28 protein-coding genes are annotated in these 24,363 nt (G+C 70.3%); 10 read left to right on the top strand and 18 right to left on the bottom strand.

Annotated elements, in window-relative coordinates:
• The first annotated feature begins 221 nt into the window (after positions 1 to 221).
• Genes EIZ45_RS23910 through EIZ45_RS23900 form a run of 3 tightly spaced genes read left to right on the top strand, consistent with a single transcriptional unit; the run spans position 222 to position 3,217 of the window.
• Complete coding sequence (locus tag EIZ45_RS23910) at positions 222 to 563, top strand: hypothetical protein (RefSeq protein ID WP_037809678.1); 342 nt, start codon at positions 222 to 224, stop codon at positions 561 to 563.
• Between the two features lie 41 nt (positions 564 to 604).
• On the top strand, positions 605 to 2,389 hold the full coding sequence (locus tag EIZ45_RS23905) for a hypothetical protein (protein ID WP_134665841.1): 1,785 nt from the start codon (positions 605 to 607) through the stop codon (positions 2,387 to 2,389).
• A gap of 15 nt (positions 2,390 to 2,404) precedes the next feature.
• Entirely contained in the window at positions 2,405 to 3,217 is an 813-nt protein-coding gene (locus EIZ45_RS23900) for a hypothetical protein (RefSeq protein ID WP_134665839.1), read from the top strand.
• A gap of 148 nt (positions 3,218 to 3,365) precedes the next feature.
• Here the strand turns inward: EIZ45_RS23900 and lgt are convergent, their stop codons facing one another.
• The 5 genes from lgt to EIZ45_RS23875 all read right to left on the bottom strand — a co-directional run bounded on the left by lgt (position 3,366) and on the right by EIZ45_RS23875 (position 8,273).
• Entirely contained in the window at positions 3,366 to 4,373 is a 1,008-nt protein-coding gene (lgt, locus tag EIZ45_RS23895) for a prolipoprotein diacylglyceryl transferase (RefSeq protein WP_134665837.1), read from the bottom strand.
• Positions 4,374 to 4,441: 68 nt separating this feature from the next.
• A complete protein-coding gene (locus EIZ45_RS23890; RefSeq protein ID WP_134665835.1) occupies positions 4,442 to 5,632 on the bottom strand; it encodes a M20 family metallopeptidase in 1,191 nt (396 codons plus the stop codon).
• Positions 5,629 to 6,765 (bottom strand): amidohydrolase family protein, encoded by a 1,137-nt coding sequence (locus EIZ45_RS23885; protein WP_134665833.1) that lies wholly within the window; start codon positions 6,763 to 6,765, stop codon positions 5,629 to 5,631. The genes EIZ45_RS23890 and EIZ45_RS23885 overlap by 4 nt, the downstream gene beginning before the upstream one ends.
• 87 nt (positions 6,766 to 6,852) lie before the next feature.
• On the bottom strand, positions 6,853 to 7,416 hold the full coding sequence (locus EIZ45_RS23880; protein ID WP_134665831.1) for a class IV adenylate cyclase: 564 nt from the start codon (positions 7,414 to 7,416) through the stop codon (positions 6,853 to 6,855).
• Positions 7,417 to 7,427: 11 nt separating this feature from the next.
• On the bottom strand, positions 7,428 to 8,273 hold the full coding sequence (locus tag EIZ45_RS23875) for an XRE family transcriptional regulator (RefSeq protein ID WP_134665829.1): 846 nt from the start codon (positions 8,271 to 8,273) through the stop codon (positions 7,428 to 7,430).
• Positions 8,274 to 8,350: 77 nt separating this feature from the next.
• Between EIZ45_RS23875 and EIZ45_RS23870 the strand changes: the two genes are divergently transcribed.
• Positions 8,351 to 8,635, top strand: coding sequence for a hypothetical protein (locus EIZ45_RS23870; RefSeq protein ID WP_134665827.1), 285 nt, complete (start codon positions 8,351 to 8,353; stop codon positions 8,633 to 8,635).
• A gap of 263 nt (positions 8,636 to 8,898) precedes the next feature.
• Here EIZ45_RS23870 and EIZ45_RS23860 read toward each other — a convergent pair whose 3' ends face one another.
• Positions 8,899 to 10,314 (bottom strand): APC family permease, encoded by a 1,416-nt coding sequence (locus EIZ45_RS23860; RefSeq protein WP_134665823.1) that lies wholly within the window; start codon positions 10,312 to 10,314, stop codon positions 8,899 to 8,901.
• A gap of 171 nt (positions 10,315 to 10,485) precedes the next feature.
• On the opposite strand from EIZ45_RS23860, the gene EIZ45_RS23855 reads away from it, so the two are divergent.
• Complete coding sequence (locus tag EIZ45_RS23855; RefSeq protein WP_205670086.1) at positions 10,486 to 11,793, top strand: glutamine synthetase family protein; 1,308 nt, start codon at positions 10,486 to 10,488, stop codon at positions 11,791 to 11,793.
• 6 nt (positions 11,794 to 11,799) lie between these two features.
• Here the strand turns inward: EIZ45_RS23855 and EIZ45_RS23850 are convergent, their stop codons facing one another.
• The 7 genes from EIZ45_RS23850 to EIZ45_RS23820 all read right to left on the bottom strand — a co-directional run bounded on the left by EIZ45_RS23850 (position 11,800) and on the right by EIZ45_RS23820 (position 18,332).
• Entirely contained in the window at positions 11,800 to 12,459 is a 660-nt protein-coding gene (locus tag EIZ45_RS23850) for a peptidoglycan recognition family protein (RefSeq protein ID WP_037809668.1), read from the bottom strand.
• Between the two features lie 48 nt (positions 12,460 to 12,507).
• The gene (locus EIZ45_RS23845) at positions 12,508 to 13,074 is read right to left on the bottom strand and encodes a Uma2 family endonuclease (RefSeq protein ID WP_134665821.1); all 567 of its coding nucleotides are present in this window, start codon (positions 13,072 to 13,074) and stop codon (positions 12,508 to 12,510) included.
• A gap of 135 nt (positions 13,075 to 13,209) precedes the next feature.
• A complete protein-coding gene (trpA, locus tag EIZ45_RS23840; protein ID WP_037809663.1) occupies positions 13,210 to 14,001 on the bottom strand; it encodes a tryptophan synthase subunit alpha in 792 nt (263 codons plus the stop codon).
• Positions 13,998 to 15,215 (bottom strand): tryptophan synthase subunit beta, encoded by a 1,218-nt coding sequence (gene trpB, locus EIZ45_RS23835; RefSeq protein ID WP_370318170.1) that lies wholly within the window; start codon positions 15,213 to 15,215, stop codon positions 13,998 to 14,000. Before trpB ends, trpA begins: the two co-directional genes overlap by 4 nt.
• A complete protein-coding gene (gene trpC, locus EIZ45_RS23830; RefSeq protein WP_134665817.1) occupies positions 15,212 to 16,021 on the bottom strand; it encodes an indole-3-glycerol phosphate synthase TrpC in 810 nt (269 codons plus the stop codon). The genes trpB and trpC overlap by 4 nt, the downstream gene beginning before the upstream one ends.
• 120 nt (positions 16,022 to 16,141) lie before the next feature.
• Entirely contained in the window at positions 16,142 to 16,660 is a 519-nt protein-coding gene (locus EIZ45_RS23825) for a Trp biosynthesis-associated membrane protein (RefSeq protein WP_134665956.1), read from the bottom strand.
• Between the two features lie 109 nt (positions 16,661 to 16,769).
• On the bottom strand, positions 16,770 to 18,332 hold the full coding sequence (locus EIZ45_RS23820) for an anthranilate synthase component I (protein WP_037809658.1): 1,563 nt from the start codon (positions 18,330 to 18,332) through the stop codon (positions 16,770 to 16,772).
• A 96-nt stretch (positions 18,333 to 18,428) separates the two neighbouring features.
• Here EIZ45_RS23820 and EIZ45_RS23815 point away from each other — a divergent pair, with 96 nt between their 5' ends.
• The gene (locus EIZ45_RS23815; protein ID WP_037809657.1) at positions 18,429 to 19,034 is read left to right on the top strand and encodes a TetR/AcrR family transcriptional regulator; all 606 of its coding nucleotides are present in this window, start codon (positions 18,429 to 18,431) and stop codon (positions 19,032 to 19,034) included.
• On the opposite strand, the gene EIZ45_RS23810 is transcribed toward EIZ45_RS23815, so the two are convergent.
• From EIZ45_RS23810 to hisF, 3 genes are read right to left on the bottom strand one after another with little or no spacing between them, the layout of a single operon-like run.
• Entirely contained in the window at positions 19,031 to 19,393 is a 363-nt protein-coding gene (locus tag EIZ45_RS23810; protein WP_037809656.1) for a DUF1304 domain-containing protein, read from the bottom strand. The genes EIZ45_RS23815 and EIZ45_RS23810 overlap by 4 nt on opposite strands.
• Positions 19,393 to 19,749, bottom strand: coding sequence for a phosphoribosyl-AMP cyclohydrolase (gene hisI, locus EIZ45_RS23805; RefSeq protein WP_037809655.1), 357 nt, complete (start codon positions 19,747 to 19,749; stop codon positions 19,393 to 19,395). Before hisI ends, EIZ45_RS23810 begins: the two co-directional genes overlap by 1 nt.
• Positions 19,746 to 20,519, bottom strand: a complete 774-nt coding sequence (gene hisF / locus EIZ45_RS23800; RefSeq protein WP_037809653.1) for an imidazole glycerol phosphate synthase subunit HisF — start codon at positions 20,517 to 20,519, stop codon at positions 19,746 to 19,748. Before hisF ends, hisI begins: the two co-directional genes overlap by 4 nt.
• Before the next feature lie 98 nt (positions 20,520 to 20,617).
• Here hisF and EIZ45_RS23795 point away from each other — a divergent pair, with 98 nt between their 5' ends.
• Genes EIZ45_RS23795 through EIZ45_RS23780 form a run of 4 tightly spaced genes read left to right on the top strand, consistent with a single transcriptional unit; the run spans position 20,618 to position 22,952 of the window.
• Complete coding sequence (locus tag EIZ45_RS23795) at positions 20,618 to 21,133, top strand: SigE family RNA polymerase sigma factor (RefSeq protein ID WP_037809651.1); 516 nt, start codon at positions 20,618 to 20,620, stop codon at positions 21,131 to 21,133.
• The gene (locus EIZ45_RS23790; protein WP_037809649.1) at positions 21,130 to 22,098 is read left to right on the top strand and encodes a hypothetical protein; all 969 of its coding nucleotides are present in this window, start codon (positions 21,130 to 21,132) and stop codon (positions 22,096 to 22,098) included. The genes EIZ45_RS23795 and EIZ45_RS23790 overlap by 4 nt, the downstream gene beginning before the upstream one ends.
• Before the next feature lie 16 nt (positions 22,099 to 22,114).
• Entirely contained in the window at positions 22,115 to 22,549 is a 435-nt protein-coding gene (locus EIZ45_RS23785) for a hypothetical protein (RefSeq protein ID WP_134665815.1), read from the top strand.
• A gap of 19 nt (positions 22,550 to 22,568) precedes the next feature.
• Positions 22,569 to 22,952 (top strand): PPOX class F420-dependent oxidoreductase, encoded by a 384-nt coding sequence (locus EIZ45_RS23780; protein ID WP_037809647.1) that lies wholly within the window; start codon positions 22,569 to 22,571, stop codon positions 22,950 to 22,952.
• Between the two features lies 1 nt (position 22,953).
• On the opposite strand, the gene EIZ45_RS23775 is transcribed toward EIZ45_RS23780, so the two are convergent.
• Positions 22,954 to 23,298: a DUF1330 domain-containing protein gene (locus EIZ45_RS23775; protein WP_037809646.1), complete on the bottom strand. Its 345-nt coding sequence runs from the start codon at positions 23,296 to 23,298 to the stop codon at positions 22,954 to 22,956.
• 85 nt (positions 23,299 to 23,383) lie between these two features.
• Positions 23,384 to 24,310, bottom strand: coding sequence for a YafY family protein (locus EIZ45_RS23770; protein ID WP_134665813.1), 927 nt, complete (start codon positions 24,308 to 24,310; stop codon positions 23,384 to 23,386).
• Positions 24,311 to 24,363 lie beyond the last annotated feature (53 nt).

Here is a 24,363-nt window from a genome sequence, read left to right as displayed (position 1 = left end):
ATAGTTCCGGATGGGTCCTGAGATGCTTCGGTCCGCGAAGCATAAGCCCCGGGGCCGCCTCGCGCACCCGGCACGTGACGAAGTCGATGCGCCCGCTTCGTCCCCTTCGCCCGATCTTCCCAGGTAATCGCACAAATTTCGGGGAACCGCCCACGCCCGGTGATCGTCGGTTGCCATAGTGTTCGGCAACCGAATAGCTCACGGGGAGGGCGGTTTCTTTCATGTCCGGCATAGAAGTCGACGTCGAGACGATGAACCAGTACGCCGAGGTGCTCGACAGCCTCCACGAGAAGATCAGCAAGATCAACGACTACATGCGCTCCACCGCGTGCGACACGTCCGGGTTCACCGGCCTGTTCGTGGTGCTGCAGCCGGTGGTGCAGCTGGTCGCGAACCTCTACGGCGGAACGCTCGACTTCGGCCACTCGCGGCTGACCTCGCTGTCGGACGGGGTCAAGCAGGCGGCGCAGGCCTACGCGCACCACGACGCCAATTCCGCGCAGCTGCTCCAGCAGTTCATCGACCAGTTCGACGGCATCGACTCCGGCCGCGGCGCGGCCTGATGCGCATCCGCACCGCACGGTTCTGACGAGGGGGAAAAGACATGGCACGGCACGGCGGAGGGCACGGGGGCGGCCACGGCGGCGGCCACCACTCCGGGGGATCGGGGACGACGCATCCGCCGTCCCATCCCGGCGGCAACCAGCCGCACCCCGGGAACCAGCCGCATCCGGGAAACCAGCCGCATCCCGGCAACCAGCCGCCTCCGGGCGGCCATCAGCCCACCCATCCGGGAGGGAACCAGCACCCCGGCACCGGCCCGGACGGACGCCGTCCGTCCGGAGGGGACGACGGGACGCATCCGAGCGGCACCGGGGGAAACTCCGGCGACGACAACGGTCGCGACGGCCGAGATGGTCGGGATGGTCGGGATGGTCGTGACGGCAGGGATGGCCGCGACGGTCGAGATGGCCGGGACGGTCAGGACGGCGGCGACGGTCGGGACGGCCGGGACGGCGGCGGAGAAGGCGGCGACGAGCGGGGCCGCGACCGCGGCAACGAGGGCGGCGACGAAGGCGGCGGCCGGGGCGGCGACGAGGGCGGCTCCGGTGACGAGGGCGGCTCCGGAAGCGAAGGCGGCGACGGGGGCGGCGAAGGCGGCGACGAGGGCGGTTCCGGCAGCGAAGGCGGTGAAGGCGGCGGCAACGGCGGCGAGGGCGGCACCGGTGCTTCGGGCGGCGAACCCGGCGGAGTGCCCGGCGGCACCGGCGACTTCGACCGCGGCGATTCGATCGTCGAACTGCTGCAGCCGCCGGAAGACACCTCCGGCGAGGACATCCAGGCGCTGGTGCAGGACGCCGGCGTCGAGGTGATGGCCGTCGAGTGGGTGTACCAGAAGTTCACCGGCACCACGCTCACCCAGCAGTTCATCGAACCGCTCACCGGCGATTTCTCGAAGATGTCGGCGGACGCCGAGGCGTGGCGCAACATCTCCGAGGCGATGAAGGCGTTCTCCGAGGTGATGGTCGCCAACGAGAAGACCGTCAGCGATTCCTGGCACGGCATGGCTTCCTTGGAACACAAGGCCTATGTGCAGGCCGGGTGGCGGGCCGGGCTCGCCGCCGAGGCCGGGATCGCGTCGCTGATCGCCAAGGGCTTCGATCTGCTGTCCGACACGTCGAAGAAGCTCGCGGCCAAGGCGCTCGACCTGCTGAAGAGCCTGATCGACCGGCTGCTCGTGATGGCCGCGGAGGCGTGCGTCCCGATCGCGGGCTGGATCGCCGACGCGATCACCGCGTTCAGCGAACTGCTGCCGCTGATCAACGCGCTCATCTCGATCATCGAGATGATCCAGGACATCATCACGAAGGTCCAGGACATCTGGAACTCGATCAAGGACATCGGGTCGCAGCTGCAGAAGATCAAGGACGTCGGCAGCATCGGCGATCTCGTCGACATCGCGAAGAACATCGGCGGCGACGTCGGCGACATCAAGGACAACGCCAAGGGCATCGGCCAGGACGCCAAGGACGCCGTGCAGGCGGGCAAGGACGGCGTCAACGAGTCGCGCGAGGCGCACGCGGAAAACCGGCGCTCGCGCGAAGGCGGAGACGACGAGGGCGACCGCACGTCCGGCGACGAGGGGAACAGCGACCGCCGCTCCGGCGACGAAGGCGACCGGTCGCAGGGAGACGGCGAGCGCGGGCAGAACCAGCGGTCCCAACCGGACGGTCCGCAGCACCAGCCCCCGCAGAACCAGCAGAACCACCAGCCGCCCCAGCAACCGAGCCACCCGCCGTCCCAGCCGAACCACCCGCCCGCGAACCATCCGCCGTCCCATCCGCCCCGGCGCTCGGCGAGCGGCCGGATCCACGGCCGCATCGACTAAGGAGGAACTGCCGAGATGTCCTACCCCGTCACCGCGGACGATTCGTGGAAGACGCCCGAGCTGCGGGAGGCCGAGGCCGCGCTCGACCGGACGGTCCGCAAGTCCCAGCAGCTGCTGAAGGACCTGGAGAAGATCAAGCTCCGCCCGCTGCCCAAAACCGACACGCCGGAACGGATCGAGGCGATCAAGCGCGCCGCCTCGCGTCCGGACGCGCCCGCTCAGCTCCGGCTGGTCAAGCAGAAGGTCGAAGCAGGCGAATTCTCCTGGGAAGACGTCGCCGCGGGCCGGGCCTTCGCCGACCCCGAGGTCCGCGCGCTCGCCGACGAGAAGCTCAGCGAGGCCAAGGACATCCTCGAGGAGCTGGAGGAGGGCCAGAGCCCCGAGGAAATCCTCGAGGCGCGCACCGGCGGCGCCGGGAACCCGTTGTCGGACACCGGAAGGTCGACGTATCCGGACACGCCGGACAAGCCCGCCGGGTTCTCCGCCGCGGACCCGCTGGCGAGCAGCGGCCGTCCGCAGCCCCCGGCCCCGCCCGCGCCGGAACCGCCCGAGTACTCGAACGACAATCCGCTCGCCGACCGGACGCCGCCGCCCCCGGCACCGGCTCCGGAGCCGCCGAAGGAGGAGCCGCCCGCTCCTCCCGCTCCGCCTCGGCACCGCGCGCCGGAACCGCAGCCGGAGGACGATTTCGCCAATCCCCTCGCCGACCGAGGCGACCGGCCGAAGCGATCCGCGCCCCAGCCGCCGCCGTCGTCGTCGGGCCGCCGCGCCCGGCGTCAGGACTCCGGCGATGACGACGACTACTTCGGCGGTTCGTTCCTCAGCTGAACCCCGCGGCACTCCGCTCCGCAGAAGTCCGTGAGGGCCACCCTGAGGGAATCAGATTCCGTGAGGGTTCCCCTCACGTACCTCAGCCGGCAGCACGAAACGAGGCCCCCGCCCAACCCGGGCGAGGGCCTCGTTTCTGGCTCTGGGCCTAAGATTTCTCGGACTTGCCGTTCTCGACTGGGGAAGACCCGGCGTCCACAGTGTCCTCCGCGGCCTTCTCGTCCTTCTCCCCCACATCGCCCGACTCGGACTCGACGGCCGCGTTCCGCTCGTCTCCCTTGCTGCGCAACGTCTCCGGGGCCTCGCGCGGACCGCGTTTGGCCGCGACGACGAAGTACGCCATCGCGCCGATGAACAGCAGGATCGAGGTCCACACGTTGACCCGCAGGCCGAGAATGTGGTTGGCGGTGTCGGTGCGCATCAGCTCGATCAAGCCGCGGCCGACGGTGTAGCCAGCGACGTACAGCGCGAACGCGCGGCCGTGGCCGAGCTTGAACTTGCGGTCCGCCCACACCACGAGCAGGGCGATCAGCAGGTTCCAGATCAGCTCGTACAGGAACGTCGGGTGCACCGGGCTTTCCGGCAGCGGGATGTGCCCGGTCGCGACGCCGCCGAGGGCGTCCGGGGCGCCGGTGGCCGGGTCGAAGCGCTGGTAGATCTCCAGGCCCCACGGCAGGTCGGTGTGCGCGCCGTACAGCTCCTGGTTGAAGTAGTTGCCGAGCCGCCCGATCGCCTGCGCGACGATGATGCCGGGCGCGATCGCGTCGGCCATCGCGGGCAGCGGGATCCCCCGGCGGCGGCAGGCGATCAGCGCGCCGACCGCGCCGAGCGCGACCGCGCCCCAGATGCCGAGCCCGCCGTCCCAGATCGCGAAGGCGTTCCAGGGGTTCTTGCCCTCGGTGAAGTACAGCTCCGGGTCGGTGATGACGTGGTAGAGCCGGCCGCCGACCAGGCCGAACGGCACCGCGAACACCGCGATGTCGAGCACCGTGCCCTTGGTGCCGCCCCGGGCCTCCCAGCGCCGCTCGCCCCACCAGATCGCGACGATGATGCCGGCGATGATGCAGAGCGCGTACGCCCGGATCGGGATCGGGCCCAGGTGCCAGACGCCTTGGTCGGGGCTCGGGATCGTGGCCAGGAATGCTGCGGAGTACACGCGGCCACCGTAGCGCGTCGGGCCCCGGTCGTGGTCCCGGTGCCGCGGAACCCTTAGTCAAGACCCGGTCACAGCCCGGTCACGGCCGCCTCCGGGTACTCCAGGTCCGAGGCCGCGGCCAGGTATCCGGCGAGCAGCGCGTCCGCGACCTGGCCGACCGCAGCGTCCTCGGGCAGGAACGTTTCGCCGTGCAGGCTGGGCGCGCCCGCGGTCTCGCCGAGTCCGACGAACAGCATCAGGCCGCGGACGCCGTCGCCGCAGTAATGCGCGAAATCGTCCGCGCCGAAAGACCGGAAATCGACATCGACGTCCGCGCCGCCGCGTTCGAGCCAGGTCCGCGCGGCAGCGGCCAGCGCCGGATCGTTGACCAGGACCGGTTCGCACGGGCTGATCCGGAGGTCGGCCGTGCAGCCGTACGCGCGGGCGGTGGCGTGCACGACCTCGTCGAGCGCCTCCAGCGCACGTTCGCGGTCGCTCGCGCGCATCAGCCGCAGCGAGCCGAACGCGGACGCCGAATTCGGCACGACATTCGCCGCGGTGCCCGCGCTGAGCCTGCCGATCGTGCAGACCGCACCGTGCATCGGGTCGATCCGGCGGCTCGCGATCTGCTGCAGGCTCACCACCAGTTGGCTGAGCGCCAGCACCGGGTCGCGCAGCAAATGCGGATACCCCGCGTGCCCGCCTTCGCCGTGCACCACGACCTCGAACTCGTCCGTGGACGCGTTCACCGGCCCCGGCGCGGCCGAAACGACGCCGTACGGCAGCCGCGGCTGGACGTGCGCGCCGATGACGGTGTCGATGCCGCGCTCCTCCAGAATGCCCGATTCGACCAGGTCAAGCGCTCCGGACGGCGACGTTTCCTCACGCGGTTGCAGGATCGCGTACAGCGGGCGCGGGAGTTCGACCCGCCGCGCCGCTCGGCAGACCGCAGTCAAGGCGGCGAGGTGGACGTCGTGGCCGCAGGCGTGCATGAGGCCGGTTTTCGCGGCCCATTCGACGCCGGTGCGCTCTATTACCGGGAGCGCGTCGAGTTCGGCACGCAACGCTACGGCTGGGCCGGGGTGCGGTGCGGCGATTTCGATCAGCCGCCCGGTCTTGGCCACTCGCTCGCCTTCACCTAACGCGGCCGCCACGATCCGGGCAGTGTCGTCTTCGTCGCCAGACGCACGCGGGTCGGCGTGAATCCGATGCCGCAACTCGACCGCCGCGGGCAATTCCTCGGCCAACGCCGCGCGCCAAGCCTCGACCAGGTCGTTCATTTCCGCTCCAGCCGATAAATCCGGGCCGCGTTCTCATGGCCAGCCAGGCGGGCCAGCCGGATGGCGTCTACTTCGGACAGTGCGTCGGCGGCGAGGGCGGTGCGGAGGAAGTCGGACAGTCCTTGCCGGAACAGCGCGGTGCCCAGGTGATACAGCTCGGCCAGGCCGAACGCGTCCGTGGAGAACAGCAGTTTCCCGAACGGGACGAGTTCCAGCGTCTCGGCCAGGATCGCGGGGGCGCGGAAGCCCGCGTTGTGGGTGACGAGGCCGACGTCGACGAAAACGTGCTCGAAGACCTGCGCGAGGTAGGCGGCGTTGCGGTGGAACGGGTAGTTGTGCAGCAGCAGGATCGGGACGCCCGCGTCGCGGGTCGCGCGCAGCAAACCGGTGAGCCGCAAGGGATCGCAGCGGTGGAGGTCGACGTCGGAATCTCCGTAGCCGACGTGGAATTGCACGGGCAGCCGCCGGTCGATACCGGCCCAGATCAGGTGTCGGTGCAGCACCTCGTCAGCCAGCCGGACCGGTTCGCCCGCCTCGATCCGGGACAGCCAGCGTCCGGCGGCGGCTTCGACCTCGGCCGGAGCAGGACGTTCCCCGGACAGCTCCAGCCCGACCCGGTACGCCGCGATCGACTTCACACCTACCGCAGTGGCGGTGCGGCGGTCGAGTTCGGCAGCGAAGTCCTCGGCGAAACCGGCGGCGCTGGCGCCGCGGATGACGTCTTCGGCGACCTGTTCGAGCCGGACGATGTCGTGGGCGCGGGCGTCGGCCAGTGCGGCGAAGTCTTGGGTGGTGGTGAGGGATTCGGGGAGGAAACCGCCGTCCAGCAAGTAATCCGTGCTGCCGGTGCTGCGAAGGAACCGCCTGTTGACTTCTTGCGCGCCCAGTTCGTCACGGCGCGCGAGATATTCGTCGGCCGGGGCGTGCTTCGGCAGGTCGAGGATCGGCGCACAGCGTTCGCGCACGGCGAGGCCGATGAGCGAATCGAAGAGCGACGTCCCCAGCGGCGACACGGTGTCCGCCTCGGTCAGCATCCGCTCGAACCCGTCGCGGTCGACGCCGCCGGTGCGCACGCCGTGGCAGTGGTGATCGACCAGCGGCAGGTCCGCGACGAAATCCAGCAGATCGGTCATGCCTCTCCTTCAGCGAGCCTCTCCCCCACCCTACGGGCGAATCCGGGCGCCGAGGCGACAGCCAGCACGACCTCCACGCCCGCTGGCCTAGTCGCCCCGGGCCTTCATCACCATGTCGGTGTAGGACTGCTCGACCGCGTCGCCCTCGCCGACGCCGAGCCCGTCGAGCACCTCGCGCAGCGACCGCAGCGCTTCCGGCAACTCGTCTCGCTCGGCCATCGTTTCCAGTTCGATGAACGTCTGCCCGGCCAGCTCAGGGATCGTGACGACGGTGGCAAGCATTTCCCGCCCATCAGCGGTGAAACTGTAGTTCTCGCAACGCTTTTCGAGCGAGACCAGCTCCACCAACCCCAGCGCGTCGAAGATCGTCGCCATGACCGCGGGATCGTCGGCGGCCGTCTCGTGCTCCGGCTTGGACCGCGAGGACGCGTCCACCGGCGGCTCCTTGTAGGTCACCACGGTTCGCTGCTGCCTGCCGGTCGTGATGGTGCGCACGCGCAACTCGTAGCCATCCCGATCCATCGAGTGGTCAGGACGGTCGTAGTAGGTGTCAGCGTAGACCGAGCGCACCGGCTTGGCCCGTTCGGCAAGCTCCGCCCGCACGCGATCGGGGTTCCGGACGACGGCGGTCAGCTCAGCCTCTATCGACACTCGGCACCTCCCTAAACGACGCGGCGTGCGGTCCGCAGCAGCTCGTCCATGAACCTACGGAAGCCGCGGTGGAGTGCGCCATGCGGCGACCCGGTGATCTTGTACATCGGCGACGTGTGCCCCTCGTGGCTGTTGCCGAACGCCGACACGAACAACGTCGAGTCCAGGCCGATCACCCGCCACGTCGGCAACACGTCATAGGTGTGCGCCTCGACTTCCGCCCCGTCGTCGGCGAGGTCGTGCAGCAGTTCGATCGACAGCCGGATTCCGGCGGAGAAGCTGCCCCATTTCTCGCCGATCTCAGCAGCGCGACGCTCCGCCGCCTCTCCGTCGGGATCGAGCAGGAGCACCCGCACGGACGCCGCGCGTTGCCGGACGTGGGTGCGCAACAGCGAGTCGTTCATGCCGAGGATGCCGAGCCCGCGCACGGCCAGCACATCGACTTCGGTTGCTTCGCCGGCTCTCTGCTCGATCTCCGGCCGCGCCCTGGACTGCGAGGGGAACACAGCCAGGATCTCGGCCCGCCCGCTCGCACCGAGGTGGTCGAGCCCAGCCGGATGGACGGGTGCCAGGCCGAGCAGCATTCGCGCGTCGTCGGGCATCTCCAGTCCGTCAGCGATCCGTTCGAACAGCTGCAGAGCGGTCACGGTCCGGCTGCCGCGCACGATCTCCGACACGCGGCCTTGCAACAGTCCGACGGCGACAGCGATCCGGCTTTGGCTCGCGCCGGTGTAGCGCTGCACAGCTTGCAGCAATGCGCCGATGTCGCGTGCCTTCAGAGCATCCCGCACGTCGGAGCGTCGCCACGCCCAGTCCGGCAACGCCAGCGGTCCGCCTCTGGGGTTCGGCTCGGCCATCTCACGATGGTACTTCTCAAGGTGAGATACCCGCTGAGGGATGGGTCCGGCGCCGTCCGTAGTCGAACGTTGAGATCATGACCAAGCGAACAGGGCGCGTGCGAGCCGAGGAAATACGCACTCATGCGACGCACACGTCGGATCTGGCGTTGCGAGTGCACGCTGACCCGACCGCCGCGTTCCGGCGGACAGTGCATCGCTACGGGAAACAAGAGTTGGCCGACCCGTCTGTTCGGTGGCTGATCCCATGGTGCTCGGTCGATGACGCCTACCCGGAGCGCCACGAACGCGACGAACTCGCCTCGACCGGATTCGCCGGTGTCGAATGGTGCAGCGGTTGCACCGGGCTGGATACGCAATGAGCGCGGCGAGGCCCCGGCTCCGAAGCCGTGGTTACCAGCGCCGCTATCACCCCGAGGACCAAACCGGCATCAATCCCTTGTATCTGTTCACCAATTGGTTGCGCCAGGAACCGGGCTTCGCCCGCCCAGGTCCGCCTCGCCCGCCGACACAGATACGCCTCGCATGCAAAGGGTGCCGTGCCGCCGCAACGCCGACAGACAACAAGTGCCACGAGTGCGGCGAACGCTTCTAGCGCAACGACCAGACCCGGCACTGCTCAGGGTCATGCCTCTCCTTCAGCGAGCCTCTCCCCCACCCTACGGGCGAATCCGGGCGCCAACGCCACCACGACCACAGCCAGCACCAGCACCCCGCCCGCTACCACCGGGAACCAGCGCGGCGGGCCTTCGGTCGGGTACGGCACGACGTTGACGTACACGGTGTAGCCGAGCAGCACCAGTGCACCAATCGGGAACACCAGATGCCACCACGGCACGCGCATCCGTCGCCGCACGAACAGCAGCAGGATCGCGCCGACTGTGGTGAGCAGGTAAATCACCAGCAACAGCAGGGTTCCGATGGATCCGGCCCAGGAGAAGGTGTCGTCCGCGGTCGCGCCGAAGAACACCGCGCACACCAAGATGATCAGCGCCGCCGCGAGTGCGACCACGGTTACCGCGACGGCGGGGATGCCCTTGGCGGAGATCCGGCCGATGCCGCGGCTGTCGAAGGCGTCGCGGCCGAGGGCGAACAGCAGGCGTGAGCCGCCGACCACGCAGGCCAGGCAGCAGCCGAACGCGCTGATCGCGGCGCCCGCGCTGATGACGTCGCCGACCCACGGGCCGACGAAGCGGCTGCCCAGGTCGCCCAGCAGCGACGGGGAGTCGTGGAACGCGGTGGCGTTGCCGCCGAAGGCCATCATCTCGACGGCGGTCACGAGGACGAAGTAGGTGCCGCCGAAGATGGCCGTGCCGAGGATCGCGCGCGGGATGTTGCGGCGCGGGTCTCGGGTTTCCTCGCCGAGCGTTGCGGCGGCCTCGAAACCGGCGAACGACAGGAAACCGAACACCGCACCGAGGAAAATGCCGGAGATTCCGGTGTCCGGCACGAAAACCTGGAGGGTGAACCGGCCGCTGGGGGCGTCGCCCGCGATCAAGCGGACCAGGATGACCACGGTGACCAGCAGGATGAGCGCGATGGTCGCGCCCTCGACGGCGAGCAGCGTGCTGGTGCCGCGGCGGGCCGGGGCGACCGCGAGCAGCCAGCTGCCGATCAGCGCGACCGCGGTCAGCACGAACGGCCCCCACGACGGCGGATGCGGCCAGATCCCGACCTGCGTCAGGAACGCCGTGCCCAGCACGCCCGCGGCGGAACTGGTGACCACGGCGTAGAAGGTGTACGTGCCGAGAAGCCCGATCCCGGACACCACGCCCGCACGCGGCCCGAGCGTCGCGCCGACGAAGGCGTAGACGGATCCGGCGTGCTGGTAGTGCCGGCAGAGCTGGACGAAGCCGTACGCGACCAGCAGCACTCCCGCCGCCGAAAGCAGGAACGCCAGCGGCACCGCGCGCCCGGCGGCCGCGGCTGTTTGCTGTGGATTGATGTTCGCGGCCATGCTGGGTGCCATGAGCGCGACGGACAACCCGACGGCCTGCCAGACTGACAGGGTGCGCCGCAATTCGGGACGGTCTCCGGACACGGATGCGCTCCTTTCCCCGCGGAGTACACAGTGAACATCCGAGGCGGCGCGGACAACCAGCGCCGACTGGCTGAACCTCGTCCGGTATCGAAGGAGCGCGCCTTGCCGTCCACCCCCTCGCACCTCGACCGCGACCGGCTCGCGGAACTCGGCGCTGCCGCCGCCGGCCGGATGAAGGAAGCGGGCGTCGAGCTCGTCGCGCTGAGTTTCGTGGACAACTCCGGGATTTCGCGGGTCAAAGCCGTCCCGGTGGCGAGGCTGGCGACGGTCGCGGCGTGGGGCGTCGGCGCGTCCAATTCGTTCGACTTCTTCCTCGGCACCGACAGCATCGCGAACGGCGAGCACTCCCTCGGACCGGTCGGCGACCTGCGGCTGCATCCCGACCTCGACGCGCTCACCGTCCTCGCCGCCCAACCCGGCTGGGCGTGGGCCCCGGCGTGGCGGTACGACCAGGACGGACAGCCGCACCCGCAGGACACCCGCGCGCTCGCCGCGACCGCCGTGGCCCAGCTCGCCGACCGCGGCCTGACCGCGCGGATGGCGTTCGAACTGGAGTGGATCGCGACCGACGCGGACGGGGTCCCGCTGCCCGGACCGGCTTACGGATACTCCCGGTTGAGCGCGAACCACGAGTACCTGCGTGCCCTTGTGTCCACTTTGGAGCGTTGCGGGGTGACGGTGGAGCAGATCCACCCGGAGTACGCGGCGGGCCAGTTCGAGCTGTCGATCGCAGCGACGGATCCCTTGCGGGCAGCCGATTTAGCCGTGCTGACAAGGGAAACCGTGCGAACGGTGACCGCCGCGCACGGGTTGCGCGCGTCGTTCACGCCGAAGTTCGAACCCGGCGGCGTCGGCAATGGCGGGCACGTGCACTTGAGTCTTTGGGACGGCGACCGGAATCTGTGTGCGGGCGGGACCGGCGCGTTCGGGTTGACCTCGACCGCGGAATCCTTCGGTGCGGGGATTTTCCGCCGGTTGCCCGCGTTGCTGGCGGTGGGCGCGCCGTCGGTGGTCAGCTATCTGCGGCTGGAACCGCACCACTGGGCAGGCGTGTTCACCGCGTGGGGACTGGAAAACCGCGAAGCACCGCTGCGGCTGATCCGCGGCGCGGCCGGACAGCGCGACACGGCGGCGAATCTGGAGGTCAAGTGCTTCGACCTCACCGCGAACCCGTACCTGGTGGTGGCTGGCCTGCTTTTCGCCGGACTGGCGGGGATCGACGCCGAGGCGTGCCTGCCGGAACCGGTCAGCGTGGATCCAGGCTCGCTCTCCCCTGCTGACGCCGCCGCGGCCGGAGTCGCCCGGTTGCCGAAGTCGTTGTCGGAGGCGGTCGACGCGTTCGAGGCCGACGAGGTGCTGCGGACGGCGTTCGGACCCCAGCTGGCCACCACGTTGGCGGACGTGCGCCGCGCCGAGGTGGCCGAGCTGAGATCGCTGGAGCCCGCGGAATTGTGCCGGGCAATGCGTTTCCTGCACTGAACCCGCTCAACGAAGCAGGGCCGCCACCCGGGACTGCAATTCCGGCAGCATCGCGTACAGCTTGTCGCCCGGGCAATCCGTGTTGTAGAAGTCGCGGTGTCCCTTGATTTCCTTCACCGGGATGCCGTACTGGCGGCACACGTACGCCACGAACACGACCAGCGAATCGAACTGCGCCTTCGGCGGGGCGACCTGCATGTAGGTGCCCTCGTTCTCGATGCCGATCGCGTTGTCGTTCTGGCCGGGGCAATGCGCCGCGCGGACGATCTTTTTGCCGCTGCGCAACGCGTCCAGGCTGCCGTGGCGGCCTTCGAGACGGTAGCCGCCGCGGGAGACCGTGAAGTGCTGGCCGGTGTCGGACCAGCCGTTGTTGTCGATGTGGTCAGCCTGGTCGTCGCGCGCGACCTGGAACGCGTGCTCGAGCGAGTAGTCGGTGCTGTTGGGGCAGTCGATGTGGTGGATGAGCACGCGGTTGGCGGGATGGTCGAGCGTGGTGAGCGGATCCGCGGGCGGGCGCGCACCCCATTCGGCACAGCTGTAGATGCGCGGCGCGTCGGCGGCGTCCGCGAGACCGGGCAGCACGAGCCCCGCCGCCGCGGCAGCGCTCACGCCGGCCGCCCCGCGCAGGAACGTCCTCCGGGGAACTTGTCCGATGTCGAAAGCCATGCGCCGCACTGTGCGCGGACGGCGTACACGATGCGTACAACCGGCCGCTCAAGCCCGCAGATCCAGCTCCGCGGGAAACGGTTCGGCCAGGGTGAGCACCCCGCCTTCGCTCTTCGCGTGCGGCAGGTAGTCGCCGTCGGAAAGCGCGTAGACGGTGGCGGCTTCCTGCTCCGGGTCGACGAGCAGGTAGTACGGGATGAGGGCTTCGGCGTAGAGGGCTTTCTTGAAGATCCGGTCCTGCACCCGCGTGGACGGCGATTCGATCTCCGCGACGAGCAGCACGTGCTTCTCGGTCAGGCTGACCCCTTCGAGACCGGGAGCCGTACTGACGACGAGATCGGGGATCAGCAGCCGGTCGTTCCGGTTGCCCAGGACGAGATTGGCTCCGGGAAGCACTTCACAGCGGGGTGCGGCCCCGGGACTCAGCTGGCCCCACAACCGGCCGACCAGCCGCTGGTGCTCGAGCCTCGCCAGCGGGCTCACGTGCAACACCCCGTCGACGAGTTCGACGACGTTGCGCGCCCGTTCCTCGTCCGGCAGCTCGAGAACGCTCTCCACCGTCCAGCCGCCGGGCGGGGCGGTGACCCGGAACTCAAGGCCCGTCGGTGTTGCCAACACGGGTCACCTCCGCCTGCGTTCGGTCTTTCGTGCCGGGTCCAGTCTGCCATGATCTCCGTTCTCCCTCTCGGTTCTGATGCATACCGAGAGAGTACGAACGACCACCGACAGTTTCCGGCGACCGGCCCGCGATCAGGCCGGAGCGACCGCCTCGCGCACGCCCTTCGCCAGCTCCGCGGCCAGCTTCGCCACGCCGTCCGGACCGTCCGCCGCGGCCGTGACCAGTGCGGATCCGACGATCACCGCGTCCGCGAACCCGGCCACCTGCGCGGCCTGCTCGCGCGACCGGACCCCGAGGCCGACGCCGATCGGCAGCTCCGTGTGCGCGCGAGTCCGCCGCACCAGGTCCTCCGCGTGCACACCCACCGCGTCGCGGGCGCCGGTCACGCCCATCACCGCGGTCGCGTACACGAAGCCCGACGAGGCCGCCGTGGTTTTCGCCAGGCGCTCCTCCGACGACGACGGCGCGACCAGGAAGATCCGGTCCAGCCCATGTTCCGTAGAGGCGGCCATCCACTCGTCGGCCTCGTCCGGGATCAGGTCCGGCGTGATCAGGCCCAGCCCGCCGGCCGACGCCAGGTCGCGCGCGAACGCGTCGACCCCGTAGCGGTGCACCGGGTTCCAGTACGTCATCACGACCGCGCGGCCGCCGCGCGCGGACACCGATTCCACGACCTCGAACAGCTGCTTCAGCCGGAATCCGCTGGCGAGCGCCGACTCGGCGGCCGCCTGGATGGTGGGGCCGTCCATGACCGGGTCGGAGTACGGGACGCCGACCTCGACCAGGTCCGCTCCGCCGTCGATCGTCGCGGCCAGCAGGTCCTTCGACCCGTCCACGGAGGGGAATCCGGCGGGCAGGTAGCCGACCAGCGCGGCCCGGTGTTCCGCCCGCGTCGCCGCGAACAGCTCGTCGAGGCCGCTCACTTGCCCTCCCCGTCCACGAGCCCGAACCACTGGGCCGCGGTGTCCATGTCCTTGTCGCCCCGGCCCGACAGGTTGACCACGATCAGCCCGTCCGGGCCCAGCTCGCGGCCCAGTTCCAGGGCCCCGGCCAGCGCGTGCGCCGATTCGATCGCCGGGATGATGCCCTCGGTGCGCGACAGCAGCCGGAAGGCGTCCATCGCGGCCGCGTCGGTGACCGGGCGGTACTCGGCGCGGCCGGAGTCCTTGAGCCACGCGTGCTCCGGGCCGACGCCCGGGTAGTCCAGGCCCGCCGAGATCGAATGCGATTCGACCGTCTGGCCGTCCTCGTCCTGCAGCAGGTACGACATCGCGCCGTGCAGGTTGCCCGGGCTGCCCTTGGTGAGCGTCGCGCCGTGCCGGTTGCCCTCGATGCCCTCGCCGCCCGGCTCGAGGCCGACCAGCCGCACCGACGGGTCGTCGTAGAAGCCGGAGAAGATGCCGATGGCGTTGGACCCGCCGCCGACGCACGCCGCGACGACGTCCGGCAGCCTGCCCGCCTTCTCCAGGATCTGGGCCCGCGCCTCCTCGCCGATGACGTGGTGGAAGTTGCGCACCATCATCGGGAACGGCGACGGACCGGCGGCGGTGCCGAAGAGGTAGTGCGTGGTGTCGGCGTTGGTGACCCAGTCGCGCAGCGCCTCGTTGATCGCGTCCTTGAGCGTGCGCGACCCGGTCTTCACCGGGATGACCTCGGCGCCGAGCAGCTTCATCCGCGCGACGTTCAGCGACTGCCGCTCGGTGTCGACCTCGCCCATGTACACGACGCAGTCCAGACCCAGCAGCGCGCACGCGGTGGCCGTGGCGACGCCGTGCTGGCCCGCGCCGGTCTCCGCGATGACGCGCTTCTTGCCCATCCGCACGGTGAGCAGTGCCTGGCCCAGCACGTTGTTGATCTTGTGCGAACCGGTGTGGTTGAGGTCCTCGCGCTTGAGGAACACCCGCGCGCCGCCCGCGTGCTCGCCGAACCGCTTGGCCTCGGTCAGCAGCGACGGACGGCCCGCGTACTCGGTGAGCAGCCGGTTCAGCTCGTTGGTGAACGCGGGATCGTGGCGGGCCTTCTCGTACTCCGCCGCGACCTCGTCGACCACGCCGATCAGCGCTTCCGGCATGAACCGGCCGCCGTACGGGCCGTAGTAGCCGCGCTCGTCCGGGTCGTGCTTGCCTCGTTCGGTCACCGCGAGGGCCTCGGGCAGGCGGGGTGCGAACCGGCGGTGACGAGCTTGACGACCGCGCCCTTCGGGTCTCCGGAGGCGACCAGGCCCTCGCCGACGAGCACCGCGTCCGCGCCGTGGCCGGCGTACGACATCAGGTCGCCCGGGCCGCGGACGCCGGACTCGGCGACCTTGAACACGTCCATCGGCAGGCCGGGCGCGAGGCGGGAGAACACGTCGCGGTCCACTTCGAGGGTGTGCAGGTTGCGCGCGTTGACGCCGATGACCTTCGCGCCCGCTTCGAGCGCGCGGTCGGCCTCCTCGGCGTTGTGGATCTCCACGAGCGCGGTCATGCCGAGCGATTCGACGCGGTCGAGCAGCGCGGCGAGCGCGTTCTGCTCCAGCGCGGCGACGATCAGCAGCACCATGTCCGCGCCGTGCAGCCGGGCCTCGTGCACCTGGTACGGGCTGACGATGAAGTCCTTGCGCAGCACGGGAATGTCGACCGCGGCGCGCACCGCGTCGAGGTCGGCGAGCGAGCCGCCGAAGCGGCGCTGCTCGGTGAGCACGCTGATGACGCGCGCGCCGGCGTCCTCGTAGTCGCGGGCCAGCGCGGCCGGGTCGGGAATCGCGGCCAGATCGCCCTTGGACGGGCTGCGCCGCTTCACCTCGGCGATGACGCCGATGCCGGACTCGCGCAGCGCGGACATCACGTCACGCGGCGGGACGGCCTTGGCCGCCCTTGCCTTCAGTTCGTCGAACGGCAGCGCGGATTCCCGCTGCGCGAGGTCCTCGCGCACGCCGGCGACGATGTCTTCGAGCACGCTCATCGGACGCCCCTACTCGCTGCCGCACTCCTGGGTCCACTCGCAAGCTCGCTCACAAAAACCTTCCCCTTCCCGCCGAAACGATGCTAACCCCCGCTCGATGACCGGCCGGTTCCGGGTTGCTCAGCGCCGCGGATCCGGCGGATCGGTCGGGTCGTCCCCCTCCGACAACGCCTCCCACAGCTCGGTGTCCGGATCCTTGCGCGCCGCCTTGGCTCCCGGCGCGGCGTAACGGGCCCCGAGCTTCCGCGCGGCTCCCGCCCACTTGATCGCTGCCAACCCGCCGAGCGCGACGAGAATTCCGCCGAGCACGGCGATCAGGTGGCCGAGCACGATTTCCGTGCCCGGCAGCCCCGGTGCGAACCCGCCGAACTTGATCCCGTCGACGCCGTTCCAGACGCCTGCCGCACCGGCGAGCACCAGCACGATCCCGAGCACCCGGCGCAGCCAGCCGCCGGTCGCGACCGCCCCGGCGACGCCCGCGAGCGCCAGGAGCGCCAGCGGCACGAGCGCGGTGGCGCGCTGTTCGCCGGGTTCGGTGTACAGGACGGTGCCGCGCACGCCCTCGTCGCGGAATTCGGCGAACCACACCATCCGGGACGCTCCCCACAGCGCCAGCGCGCCGAGCAGGAGGGCGAGAATGATCGTCCACAGTGGACGCTTCGCCTTCGCCCCGTTCGCGGGCCGGGCTTCCGGGCCCGCCGCTTCCGCCTCGGCGCCGCCGCGCCGTGGTTCCGCCTCGCCGGACTGCTCAGACACCGGCCGCGTCCTCAGCCGGGTCCAGTTCCCCCGCCGGGATCATCGTGCCCGCCGCGGCGATCGCGGACAGCACCGTGCGGGCCTTGTTGAGCGACTCGGTGTCCTCGTAGTCCGGGACCGAGTCCGCGACCACGCCGCCGCCGGCCTGGACGTACGCGGTCCCGTCGCGCATCAGCGCGGTGCGGATCGCGATCGCCGTGTCCGCGTCGCCGGCGAAGTCCAGATAGCCGACCACGCCGCCGTACAGCGCGCGGCGCACCGGTTCCAGCTCCTCGATCAGCTGCATCGCCCGGACCTTGGGCGCGCCGGAAAGGGTGCCCGCCGGGAAACAGGCCGCGACCGCGTCGAACGCCGTGGCGTCGTCCTTCAGCTCGCCGGTCACCGTGGACACGATGTGCATGACGTGGCTGTAGCGCTCGATCTGGAAGAAGTCGACCACGTGCACGGTGCCCGGCTTGCAGACCTTGCCGAGGTCGTTGCGGCCGAGGTCGACGAGCATCAGGTGCTCGGCGCGTTCCTTCTCGTCCGCGAGCAGGTCCTTGGCCAGCTGCGCGTCCTCCTCCGGATCCGCGCCCCGCCAGCGGGTGCCCGCGATGGGATGCGTGGTGGCGCGGCCGTCGCGGACGGTCACCAGCGATTCCGGGCTGGAGCCGACGATGTCGAAGCCCTCCAGCCGCAGCAGGTACATGTACGGGCTCGGGTTGGAGGTGCGCAGCACGCGGTACACGTCGAGCGCGTCGGCCCCGGTCTCGATCTCGAATCGTTGCGACGGCACGACCTGGAACGCTTCGCCGGCCTTGATCGCCTCGACCGCCTTGTCGACCGCCGCGTGGAAGTCTTCCTTGCTGCGGTGGCGGCGGAATTCCGGCGCGGGACGGTCGAACGTCGCGACCGTGGGCGGCGCGGGCACCCGCAGCTGCTCGGTCATCGCGGACAGCCGGGCTAGCGCGTCGTCGTAGGCGGCGTCCACGCGCTCGGCCGAGTCGTCCCAGTTGACCGCGTTGGCGATCAGCGTGACGGTGCCCTCGTGGTGGTCGAACGCGGCGAGGTCGGTGGCGAGCAGCATGGTCAGCTCGGGGATGTCGAGGTCCCGTTCCGCCAGCTCGGGCAGCTTTTCCAGCCAGCGCACGGAATCGTAGCCGAGGTAGCCGACCATCCCGCCGGTCAGCGGGGGCAGGCCGGGAAGCGGTTCGGTGTGCAGCGCCTCGACGGTCGCGCGCAGCACCTGCAGCGGGTCGCCCTCGGTCGGCAGGTTGTCCGGCGGGGTGCCGGTCCAGACCGCCTTGCCGTCGCGCACGGTCAGCGCGGCCGGGCTGCGCACGCCGACGAACGACCAGCGCGACCACGATTTCCCGTTCTCGGCCGATTCGAAGAGGAACGTGCCGGGCCGGTCGGCGGCGAGCTTCCGGTAAATCCCCAGCGGGGTCTCGCCGTCGGCGAGCACCCGGCGCACCACGGGGATCACGCGGCGGCTCTCGGCCAGCGCGCGGAACTCGGCGCGGGACGGGCTGACCGGGCCGGGCCCGGCCGTGGACGTGGCTGCTGAGCTGACCATGCGCCTCATTGTGCCGCTACGCCCGGGTGCGCCGGTCAGCGGGCTCTCAATTCAATGACTGTTGAATTCGAGGCGGCGACCGGTCAAGATGGTCCGGTGAGCACCGAAGACACTACCGCGCGCCGCCGCGGCCGCCGCCCCGCTGGTCAGGACACCCGCGCGGTGCTGCTCGAAGCGGCCCGCGCGGTGTTCGCCGAGAACGGCTACGAACGCGCGACGGTCCGCTCGATCGCCGCGCGCGCCGGCGTCGACGCGGCCATGGTCAACCACTGGTTCGGCGGCAAGGAGGGCCTGTTCGCGCAAGCGGTGCTGAAACTGCCGTTCGAACCGGCGGAGCTGGTCACGGTCCTGCGCGCCGGCCCGGTCGAGGAACTGGGCACCCGGATCGTGCACACGTTCCTGACCCGCTGGGACGGCGTCGGCGGCGACACGTTCCAGGCGCTGATCCGCAGCATCGCCAGCCACGAGGCGGCGAGCACCGTGCTGCGTGAGTTCTTCTCCGGGTTTTTCACCGGACTGCTGAGCGACCTCGGCGGCGACCGCCAGGAGCTGCGGGTGGCGTTGTGCGCTTCGCAGCTGGTGGGGGTCGGGTTGATCCGGTACGTGGCGCGGTTCCCGCCGATGGTGGAGGCGGAGGTGGACACGCTGGTCACGGCGGTGGCGCCGACGTTGCAGCGTTACCTCACCGGGAACATCGACTAGCGCGACAGCAGCAGGAAAACCAGCGCCAGCACGCCGGGCAGCACCTGCACGAACAGGATCCGCTTCGACGCCGTCGCGGCCCCGTACAGACCGGCGACGATCACGCACGCCAAGCCGTACAGCTTCAGCTGGAAACCCGCCGGATCGGCCGCGATCAGGCCCCAGATCAGCGCGGCGGCGAGGAATCCGTTGTACAGCCCCTGGTTCGCTGCCAAAGTCTTGCTCTCGCGGGCGAACTCCTCGGTGGTGCCGAACGCCGCGCGCGCCCGCGGCGTGGTCCACAGGGCCATCTCCAGCACCACGATGTACAGGTGGATCAGGGCGACGAGCCCGATCAGCACGTTCGCGACGACGGCCATCACGCGTTCTCGTCCGCGAGCAGCAGCCGGTCGTCGGTGTCGAAGCACGTGTGCGTGCCGGTGTGGCAGGCCGGGCCGGTCTGGTCCACGCGCAGCAGCACCGTGTCGCCGTCGCAGTCGATGCGGACTTCGCGGACGTGCTGGACGTGACCCGAGGTCTCGCCCTTCACCCACAGTTCCTGCCTGCTGCGCGACCAGTACGTGCCGCGGCGCGTGGTGAGCGTGGATTCAAGCGCGTCGTCGTTCATCCAGGCCATCATCAGCACGTCGGACGTCGCGTGGTCCACCACGACCGCGGCGATCAGCCCGTCCGCGTTGCGCTTGATCCGGGCGGAAAGTTCCGGCGAAAGGCTCATCGCACGACCACCCCTCCGGTGCGCAGCGCGCCCTTCACGTCGCCGATCGTCAACTGTCCGAAGTGGAATACGCTCGCCGCGAGCACCGCGTCCGCGCCCGCTTGCACGGCGGGCAGGAAGTGCTCGGTCGCGCCCGCGCCGCCGCTGGCGATCACCGGGACCCGCACCGCCTTGCGGACCAGGTCGATCAGTTCGAGGTCGAAGCCGGTTTTGGTGCCGTCGGCGTCCATCGAGTTGAGCAGGATCTCGCCCACGCCGAGTTCCTCGCCGCGCGCGGCCCACTCCACCGCGTCGATGCCGGTGCCGCGCCGGCCGCCGTGCGTGGTGACCTCGAAACCGGACGCGGTCGGTTCGCTGCCTTCGGGCACTCGCCGCGCGTCGACGGACAGCACGACGCACTGCGCCCCGAACCGGCGCGACGCCTCGCGCAGCAGCTCCGGGCGGGCGATCGCGGCCGTGTTGATGCTCACCTTGTCCGCGCCGGTGCGCAGCAGCCGGTTGACGTCGTCGGTGGAGCGCACGCCGCCGCCGACGGTGAGCGGGATGAAGACCTGCTCGGCGGTGCGGCGGACCACGTCGAAGGTGGTTTCGCGGTCGCCGGAGGACGCGGTGACGTCGAGGAAGGTCAGCTCGTCAGCGCCTTCGGCGTCGTACCGGCGCGCGAGCTCCACCGGGTCGCCCGCGTCGCGCAGGTCGGCGAAGTTGACGCCCTTCACGACCCGGCCCGCGTCGACGTCGAGACAGGGAATCACCCGAACCGCCACAGCCATGCCCACCAGCCTAGTCGGCCGCTCGGACGAGCCCGCCGCGACGGCTTCGTCACCAATTTGCGGATCCGAAGCATCAAAACCGGCCCCTCGCGCGTCTGATGATCGTGACCACCGGTTTCGACGATTTCGTGGCGGAACGCCTCGACGGGCTGCTGCGCTACGCGACCGTCCTCGCCGACGACCCGCATCTGGCGCAGGACATCGTGCAGGACGTGCTCCTGCGCGCGCAGCAGCGCTGGTCGAAGATCGAATCGCCGCCCACCTACGTCCGCCGGATGATCACCAACGAGTACCTGTCGTGGCGCCGCCGCGCCGCCCGCCGCGTGGTCCCGTCGAACCACACGGTGCTCGACGCGCTCGGGCCGCCGACCGCCGATCCCAGCACCGCCTACGACGAACGCGACGAAATGCTCGCCCTGCTGGCCACGCTGCCGCGGAAACAGCGCGCCGCGGTCGTCCTGCGCTACTACGAGAACTACACCGACGCCGAGATCGCGGATTTCCTCCGCTGCGGCGTCTCGACCGTGCGCAGCCAGATTTCGCGCGCGCTGGCGACGCTGCGCGCCGGAATGCCCTCGTTGCCGGCCGCCCTCACCACCGGAGCAGGAGAATGACCCCCTCGAACGAGACCGAGACGCTGGTGCGCGACAGCCTCGAACGGCTCGCCGAGCGGGCACCGGACGGCAACCAGGTGCTCAACGCGCTCGCCCGGGCCCGGCAACGCCGGCGCCGTCCTCGCCTCGCGCTGGCCGCCGCGGCCGCCGCGGTGATCGCGGTCGCCGCCGGGGTTCCGCTGGTGGTCGAAACGGTCGCCGAAGCGCCCGCGCAGCTCACGCCCGCCGCCGGACGGCCGGTGCTCGCGTACACGCCGGGCTGGCTGCCGGACGGTTTTACCGAGCAGTACCGCTCCGGCGGGCCCGGGACGACCGCGCAGGTGCGGCAATGGCAGTCCGGCGCGAGCCGGGTGGAACTCGCGGCGCACTCGACGGCCGATCCGGAATGGGCGCAGACCGCACTGCGCATCTCGGCGGTGAAGGACCAGGTCGTGGTGCACGGCCGGATCGCCATGGTGACCGGCCCGAGCGACACGATCGCCACGCTTACCTGGATGCCGGACAACCGCTACGTGCTGACCGCCAAGGTGGAAGGCGTCCCGGACGCGCGCGAGGCGGCCCAGCAAGTAGCCGATTCCGTGACCGTCGAACCAGTCCGGGTCCGCGGCGAGGCACGCTTCGGACCGCTGCCCGCCGGTCTGCACGAAGAGGCCACGACCGTGCGCGGCACCAGTTCCGACAACGCGACGACCGTGCTCGACGCGAGCGGCCCGAGCGGCAAGGTGCGCGCGACGATCAGCGGCGGCTCCCCGGCGCTCAGCGGGTCCGGGCCGGTGCAAGTGCGCGGCCTCCCCGGCGCTTACGTGCCCGCCTCCGGACCGGCCGACGCGCAGGTCACCGTGCGATTGTCGACCGGGCGATGGCTGACCGTTTCCGGCCGCTTGCCGCGCGAGCAGCTGGTCGCGGTGGCGGACGGGATCGTGCTCGATTCGGCACCGGAATACGGATGGCTGGGCGCCCGCTGACCGCTACCGTGAAGCCATGTCCGAACTGGGGGAGTCTCGGAGCACGCTTTCGCGAGTGGCGTACGCCGTCGGGATCGGCGCCGCGATCATCGCCGTTCTGGTGGCTTGGTGCGTGGGTGCCAATTACCTCGCCCAGCTCACTGCGAGCGAGCAGCTGACCTGCCGGTTGCGCCAACTCGTGCCGTGGTCCGGCCTGGGCGTGACGCTGTGGCAGGTCAGTTCGCTCTTGCTCTTTCTGCTCGCCGGAGCCGGGATTTCCGCGCTCCTGGGGCGAATCGGGAGCCGAAAGGCGGCGCTCGGCGTGTGCGCGGCCGTGGTCGTGCTGTTCACCTGGGGCTACGTGGCGGCGACGCACGTGGTGATGGAGAAGGTGGCCGGCCACGGCACCTCGGTCGCCGTGCCGACGACGCCCGGCTCGCCGCAGCCCGCCGACCGCTGCCAAGGACTGTGACGCCGTCTACCGTAGGGCTATGTCCGAACTGGAGCGTCTCGGCGCCGAGAAGTACGTCGTGCTGACCACTTTCCGCCGCGACGGCCGCGCGGTCCCGACCCCGGTGTGGGCCTCCCGCGACGGCGACGAGCTGGTCCTGTTCTCCGAACGCAACGCGGGCAAGGTCAAACGCATCCGCAACAACGGCGACGTCCGGCTGCAAGCCTGCGACGTCCGCGGCCGCCGAGTGCACGGCGCCGCAGTCAGCGGCACCGCCCGGCTCCTCGACACCGCCGACAGCGACCGCATCCGCGGTGTCATCGCCCGCGACTACGGCCTCGTCGGACGCGTGACCATGTTCTTCAGCCGCCTCCGCGGCGGACCCGAGCGGACGATCGGGATCGCGATCAAAATCGCCGAATAAGTCACCGAGCCTCTTCACGGAGCCGGGCGCCCATCGCGGCCGAATCGTGGTTCGGTCCGCAGCCCTCCACCAGGATCACGTCGCCCACCAGATGATCGGTGCGCAGGTGCAGGATCTTGCGGTAGTCCGCCGACGCGTACCACTGCTCGGCGGCGGCGAAATCGGGAAATTCGAGCACCACGGTCGCGCCCGGCCAGGTGCCTTCCAGTACGCGGGTATCCCCGCCGTGCACCAGGAACCGGCCCTCGAACGGGTCGAGCGTCGCCTGGATCAGTTCCATGTACTCGTAGACCTCGGGGTCCACGGTTCCCGGCTGGCGCAGGTGGGCGATGGCGTAGGCGGTCATGTCAGCTCCTTGGCTCGATTCCGTTGTCTGCCAAGCAATCCTGTCCGCTCCGGGGAATGGAGTCGATTACCTCGCGGGTAATCGTTCAGCCCCCGTAACGGGCGGTCAGCTCGCGGCCGATGCGGGCGAGTTCGGCGCGCACCGAGTCCGGTTCCACCACCTCGACCAGGTCTCCCCATCCGGCCAGTTGCTCCGCGATCGAACGCACCCAGTGCGCCGCCACCTTCACGTGAACCCGGCCGTCCTGCTCCCCGAGCACCTCGCAATGCCGCCCGAAATGGGACCGCAGCACGGACAAATACCGCGCGTCGACCAGTACCGTGGCCGACACGAGCGAACGCCGCTGCTCCATCTCCGCCACGACCCGGGCCCACTGTTCGCGGAGATCGAAGTCGTCCGGCCGCTGCGAAGGCAGGTCTGTAATCGTCGCCGCCGACATCCGGTCGACGCGGAAAGTCCGTTGTCCCGCAGGGGTTCCCGCGATGAGATACCAGACGCCGTCCTTGTCGGCGAGGCCGTACGGATCCACTAAGCGGTCCTTGCCGCTGTAGTCGAACCGCACCTTGCGCCGCTGCACCACCGCCTGCTGGAGGGACTGGACAAGCGCGGGCGGTTCGCGATCCCGCTCGCCCCACCCCGCCGGATCGGACACGACAGCCCGCGCGGCGGCTTCGGCGTCGGCCCGGAACGTGGCGGGCAGTGCGCGGACAAGCTTGCGCAGCGCGGACGACAGTTCCGGACCGCCGGACGCCGCCGGTCCCAGCATCAAGAACAACGCCTGGGACTCGGCCGCGGTCAGCCCGCTGAGGTCGGTGCGCGCCCCGCCGACGAGCGACCAGCCGCCGCCGCGTCCGGGCTGCGGATAGACCGGGATCCCGGCCGCCGACAACGCCTCCAGGTCGCGGCGGGCCGTGGCGACGGAGATCTCCAGGTCCTCGGCCAGTTCGGCAGCGGTCACCCGGCCGCGGGCCTGAAGCAGCAGGACGGCAGCGACGAGACGGTCAGCGCGCATGGTTTCGATTCTCTCTCTAAAAGTGCTCAGAAGATGAGCACTTTGGCGGAGAA

This window comes from Amycolatopsis sp. CFH S0740, assembly GCF_004522315.1.
In the GTDB taxonomy this organism is placed as follows: domain Bacteria; phylum Actinomycetota; class Actinomycetes; order Mycobacteriales; family Pseudonocardiaceae; genus Amycolatopsis; species Amycolatopsis nivea.
Note: the sequence above shows the minus strand (reverse complement) of the source record. Positions and strands in the feature narration are given on the sequence as shown.

Excerpts from the sequence above, each read along its gene's own strand:
- EIZ45_RS23910 (WP_037809678.1), top strand. The coding sequence starts at position 222 with ATGTCCGGCATAGAAGTCGACGTCGAGACGATGAACCAGTACGCCGAG.
- EIZ45_RS23905 (WP_134665841.1), top strand. The coding sequence starts at position 605 with ATGGCACGGCACGGCGGAGGGCACGGGGGCGGCCACGGCGGCGGCCAC.
- EIZ45_RS23900 (WP_134665839.1), top strand. The coding sequence starts at position 2,405 with ATGTCCTACCCCGTCACCGCGGACGATTCGTGGAAGACGCCCGAGCTG.
- EIZ45_RS23890 (WP_134665835.1), bottom strand. The coding sequence starts at position 5,632 with ATGAACGACCTGGTCGAGGCTTGGCGCGCGGCGTTGGCCGAGGAATTG.
- EIZ45_RS23885 (WP_134665833.1), bottom strand. The coding sequence starts at position 6,765 with ATGACCGATCTGCTGGATTTCGTCGCGGACCTGCCGCTGGTCGATCAC.
- EIZ45_RS23875 (WP_134665829.1), bottom strand. The coding sequence starts at position 8,273 with ATGGCCGAGCCGAACCCCAGAGGCGGACCGCTGGCGTTGCCGGACTGG.
- EIZ45_RS23870 (WP_134665827.1), top strand. The coding sequence starts at position 8,351 with ATGACCAAGCGAACAGGGCGCGTGCGAGCCGAGGAAATACGCACTCAT.
- EIZ45_RS23855 (WP_205670086.1), top strand. The coding sequence starts at position 10,486 with ATGAAGGAAGCGGGCGTCGAGCTCGTCGCGCTGAGTTTCGTGGACAAC.
- EIZ45_RS23850 (WP_037809668.1), bottom strand. The coding sequence starts at position 12,459 with ATGGCTTTCGACATCGGACAAGTTCCCCGGAGGACGTTCCTGCGCGGG.
- trpC (WP_134665817.1), bottom strand. The coding sequence starts at position 16,021 with ATGAGCGTGCTCGAAGACATCGTCGCCGGCGTGCGCGAGGACCTCGCG.
- EIZ45_RS23820 (WP_037809658.1), bottom strand. The coding sequence starts at position 18,332 with ATGGTCAGCTCAGCAGCCACGTCCACGGCCGGGCCCGGCCCGGTCAGC.
- EIZ45_RS23810 (WP_037809656.1), bottom strand. The coding sequence starts at position 19,393 with ATGGCCGTCGTCGCGAACGTGCTGATCGGGCTCGTCGCCCTGATCCAC.
- hisI (WP_037809655.1), bottom strand. The coding sequence starts at position 19,749 with ATGAGCCTTTCGCCGGAACTTTCCGCCCGGATCAAGCGCAACGCGGAC.
- hisF (WP_037809653.1), bottom strand. The coding sequence starts at position 20,519 with ATGGCTGTGGCGGTTCGGGTGATTCCCTGTCTCGACGTCGACGCGGGC.
- EIZ45_RS23795 (WP_037809651.1), top strand. The coding sequence starts at position 20,618 with ATGATCGTGACCACCGGTTTCGACGATTTCGTGGCGGAACGCCTCGAC.
- EIZ45_RS23790 (WP_037809649.1), top strand. The coding sequence starts at position 21,130 with ATGACCCCCTCGAACGAGACCGAGACGCTGGTGCGCGACAGCCTCGAA.
- EIZ45_RS23785 (WP_134665815.1), top strand. The coding sequence starts at position 22,115 with ATGTCCGAACTGGGGGAGTCTCGGAGCACGCTTTCGCGAGTGGCGTAC.
- EIZ45_RS23780 (WP_037809647.1), top strand. The coding sequence starts at position 22,569 with ATGTCCGAACTGGAGCGTCTCGGCGCCGAGAAGTACGTCGTGCTGACC.
- EIZ45_RS23775 (WP_037809646.1), bottom strand. The coding sequence starts at position 23,298 with ATGACCGCCTACGCCATCGCCCACCTGCGCCAGCCGGGAACCGTGGAC.
- EIZ45_RS23770 (WP_134665813.1), bottom strand. The coding sequence starts at position 24,310 with ATGCGCGCTGACCGTCTCGTCGCTGCCGTCCTGCTGCTTCAGGCCCGC.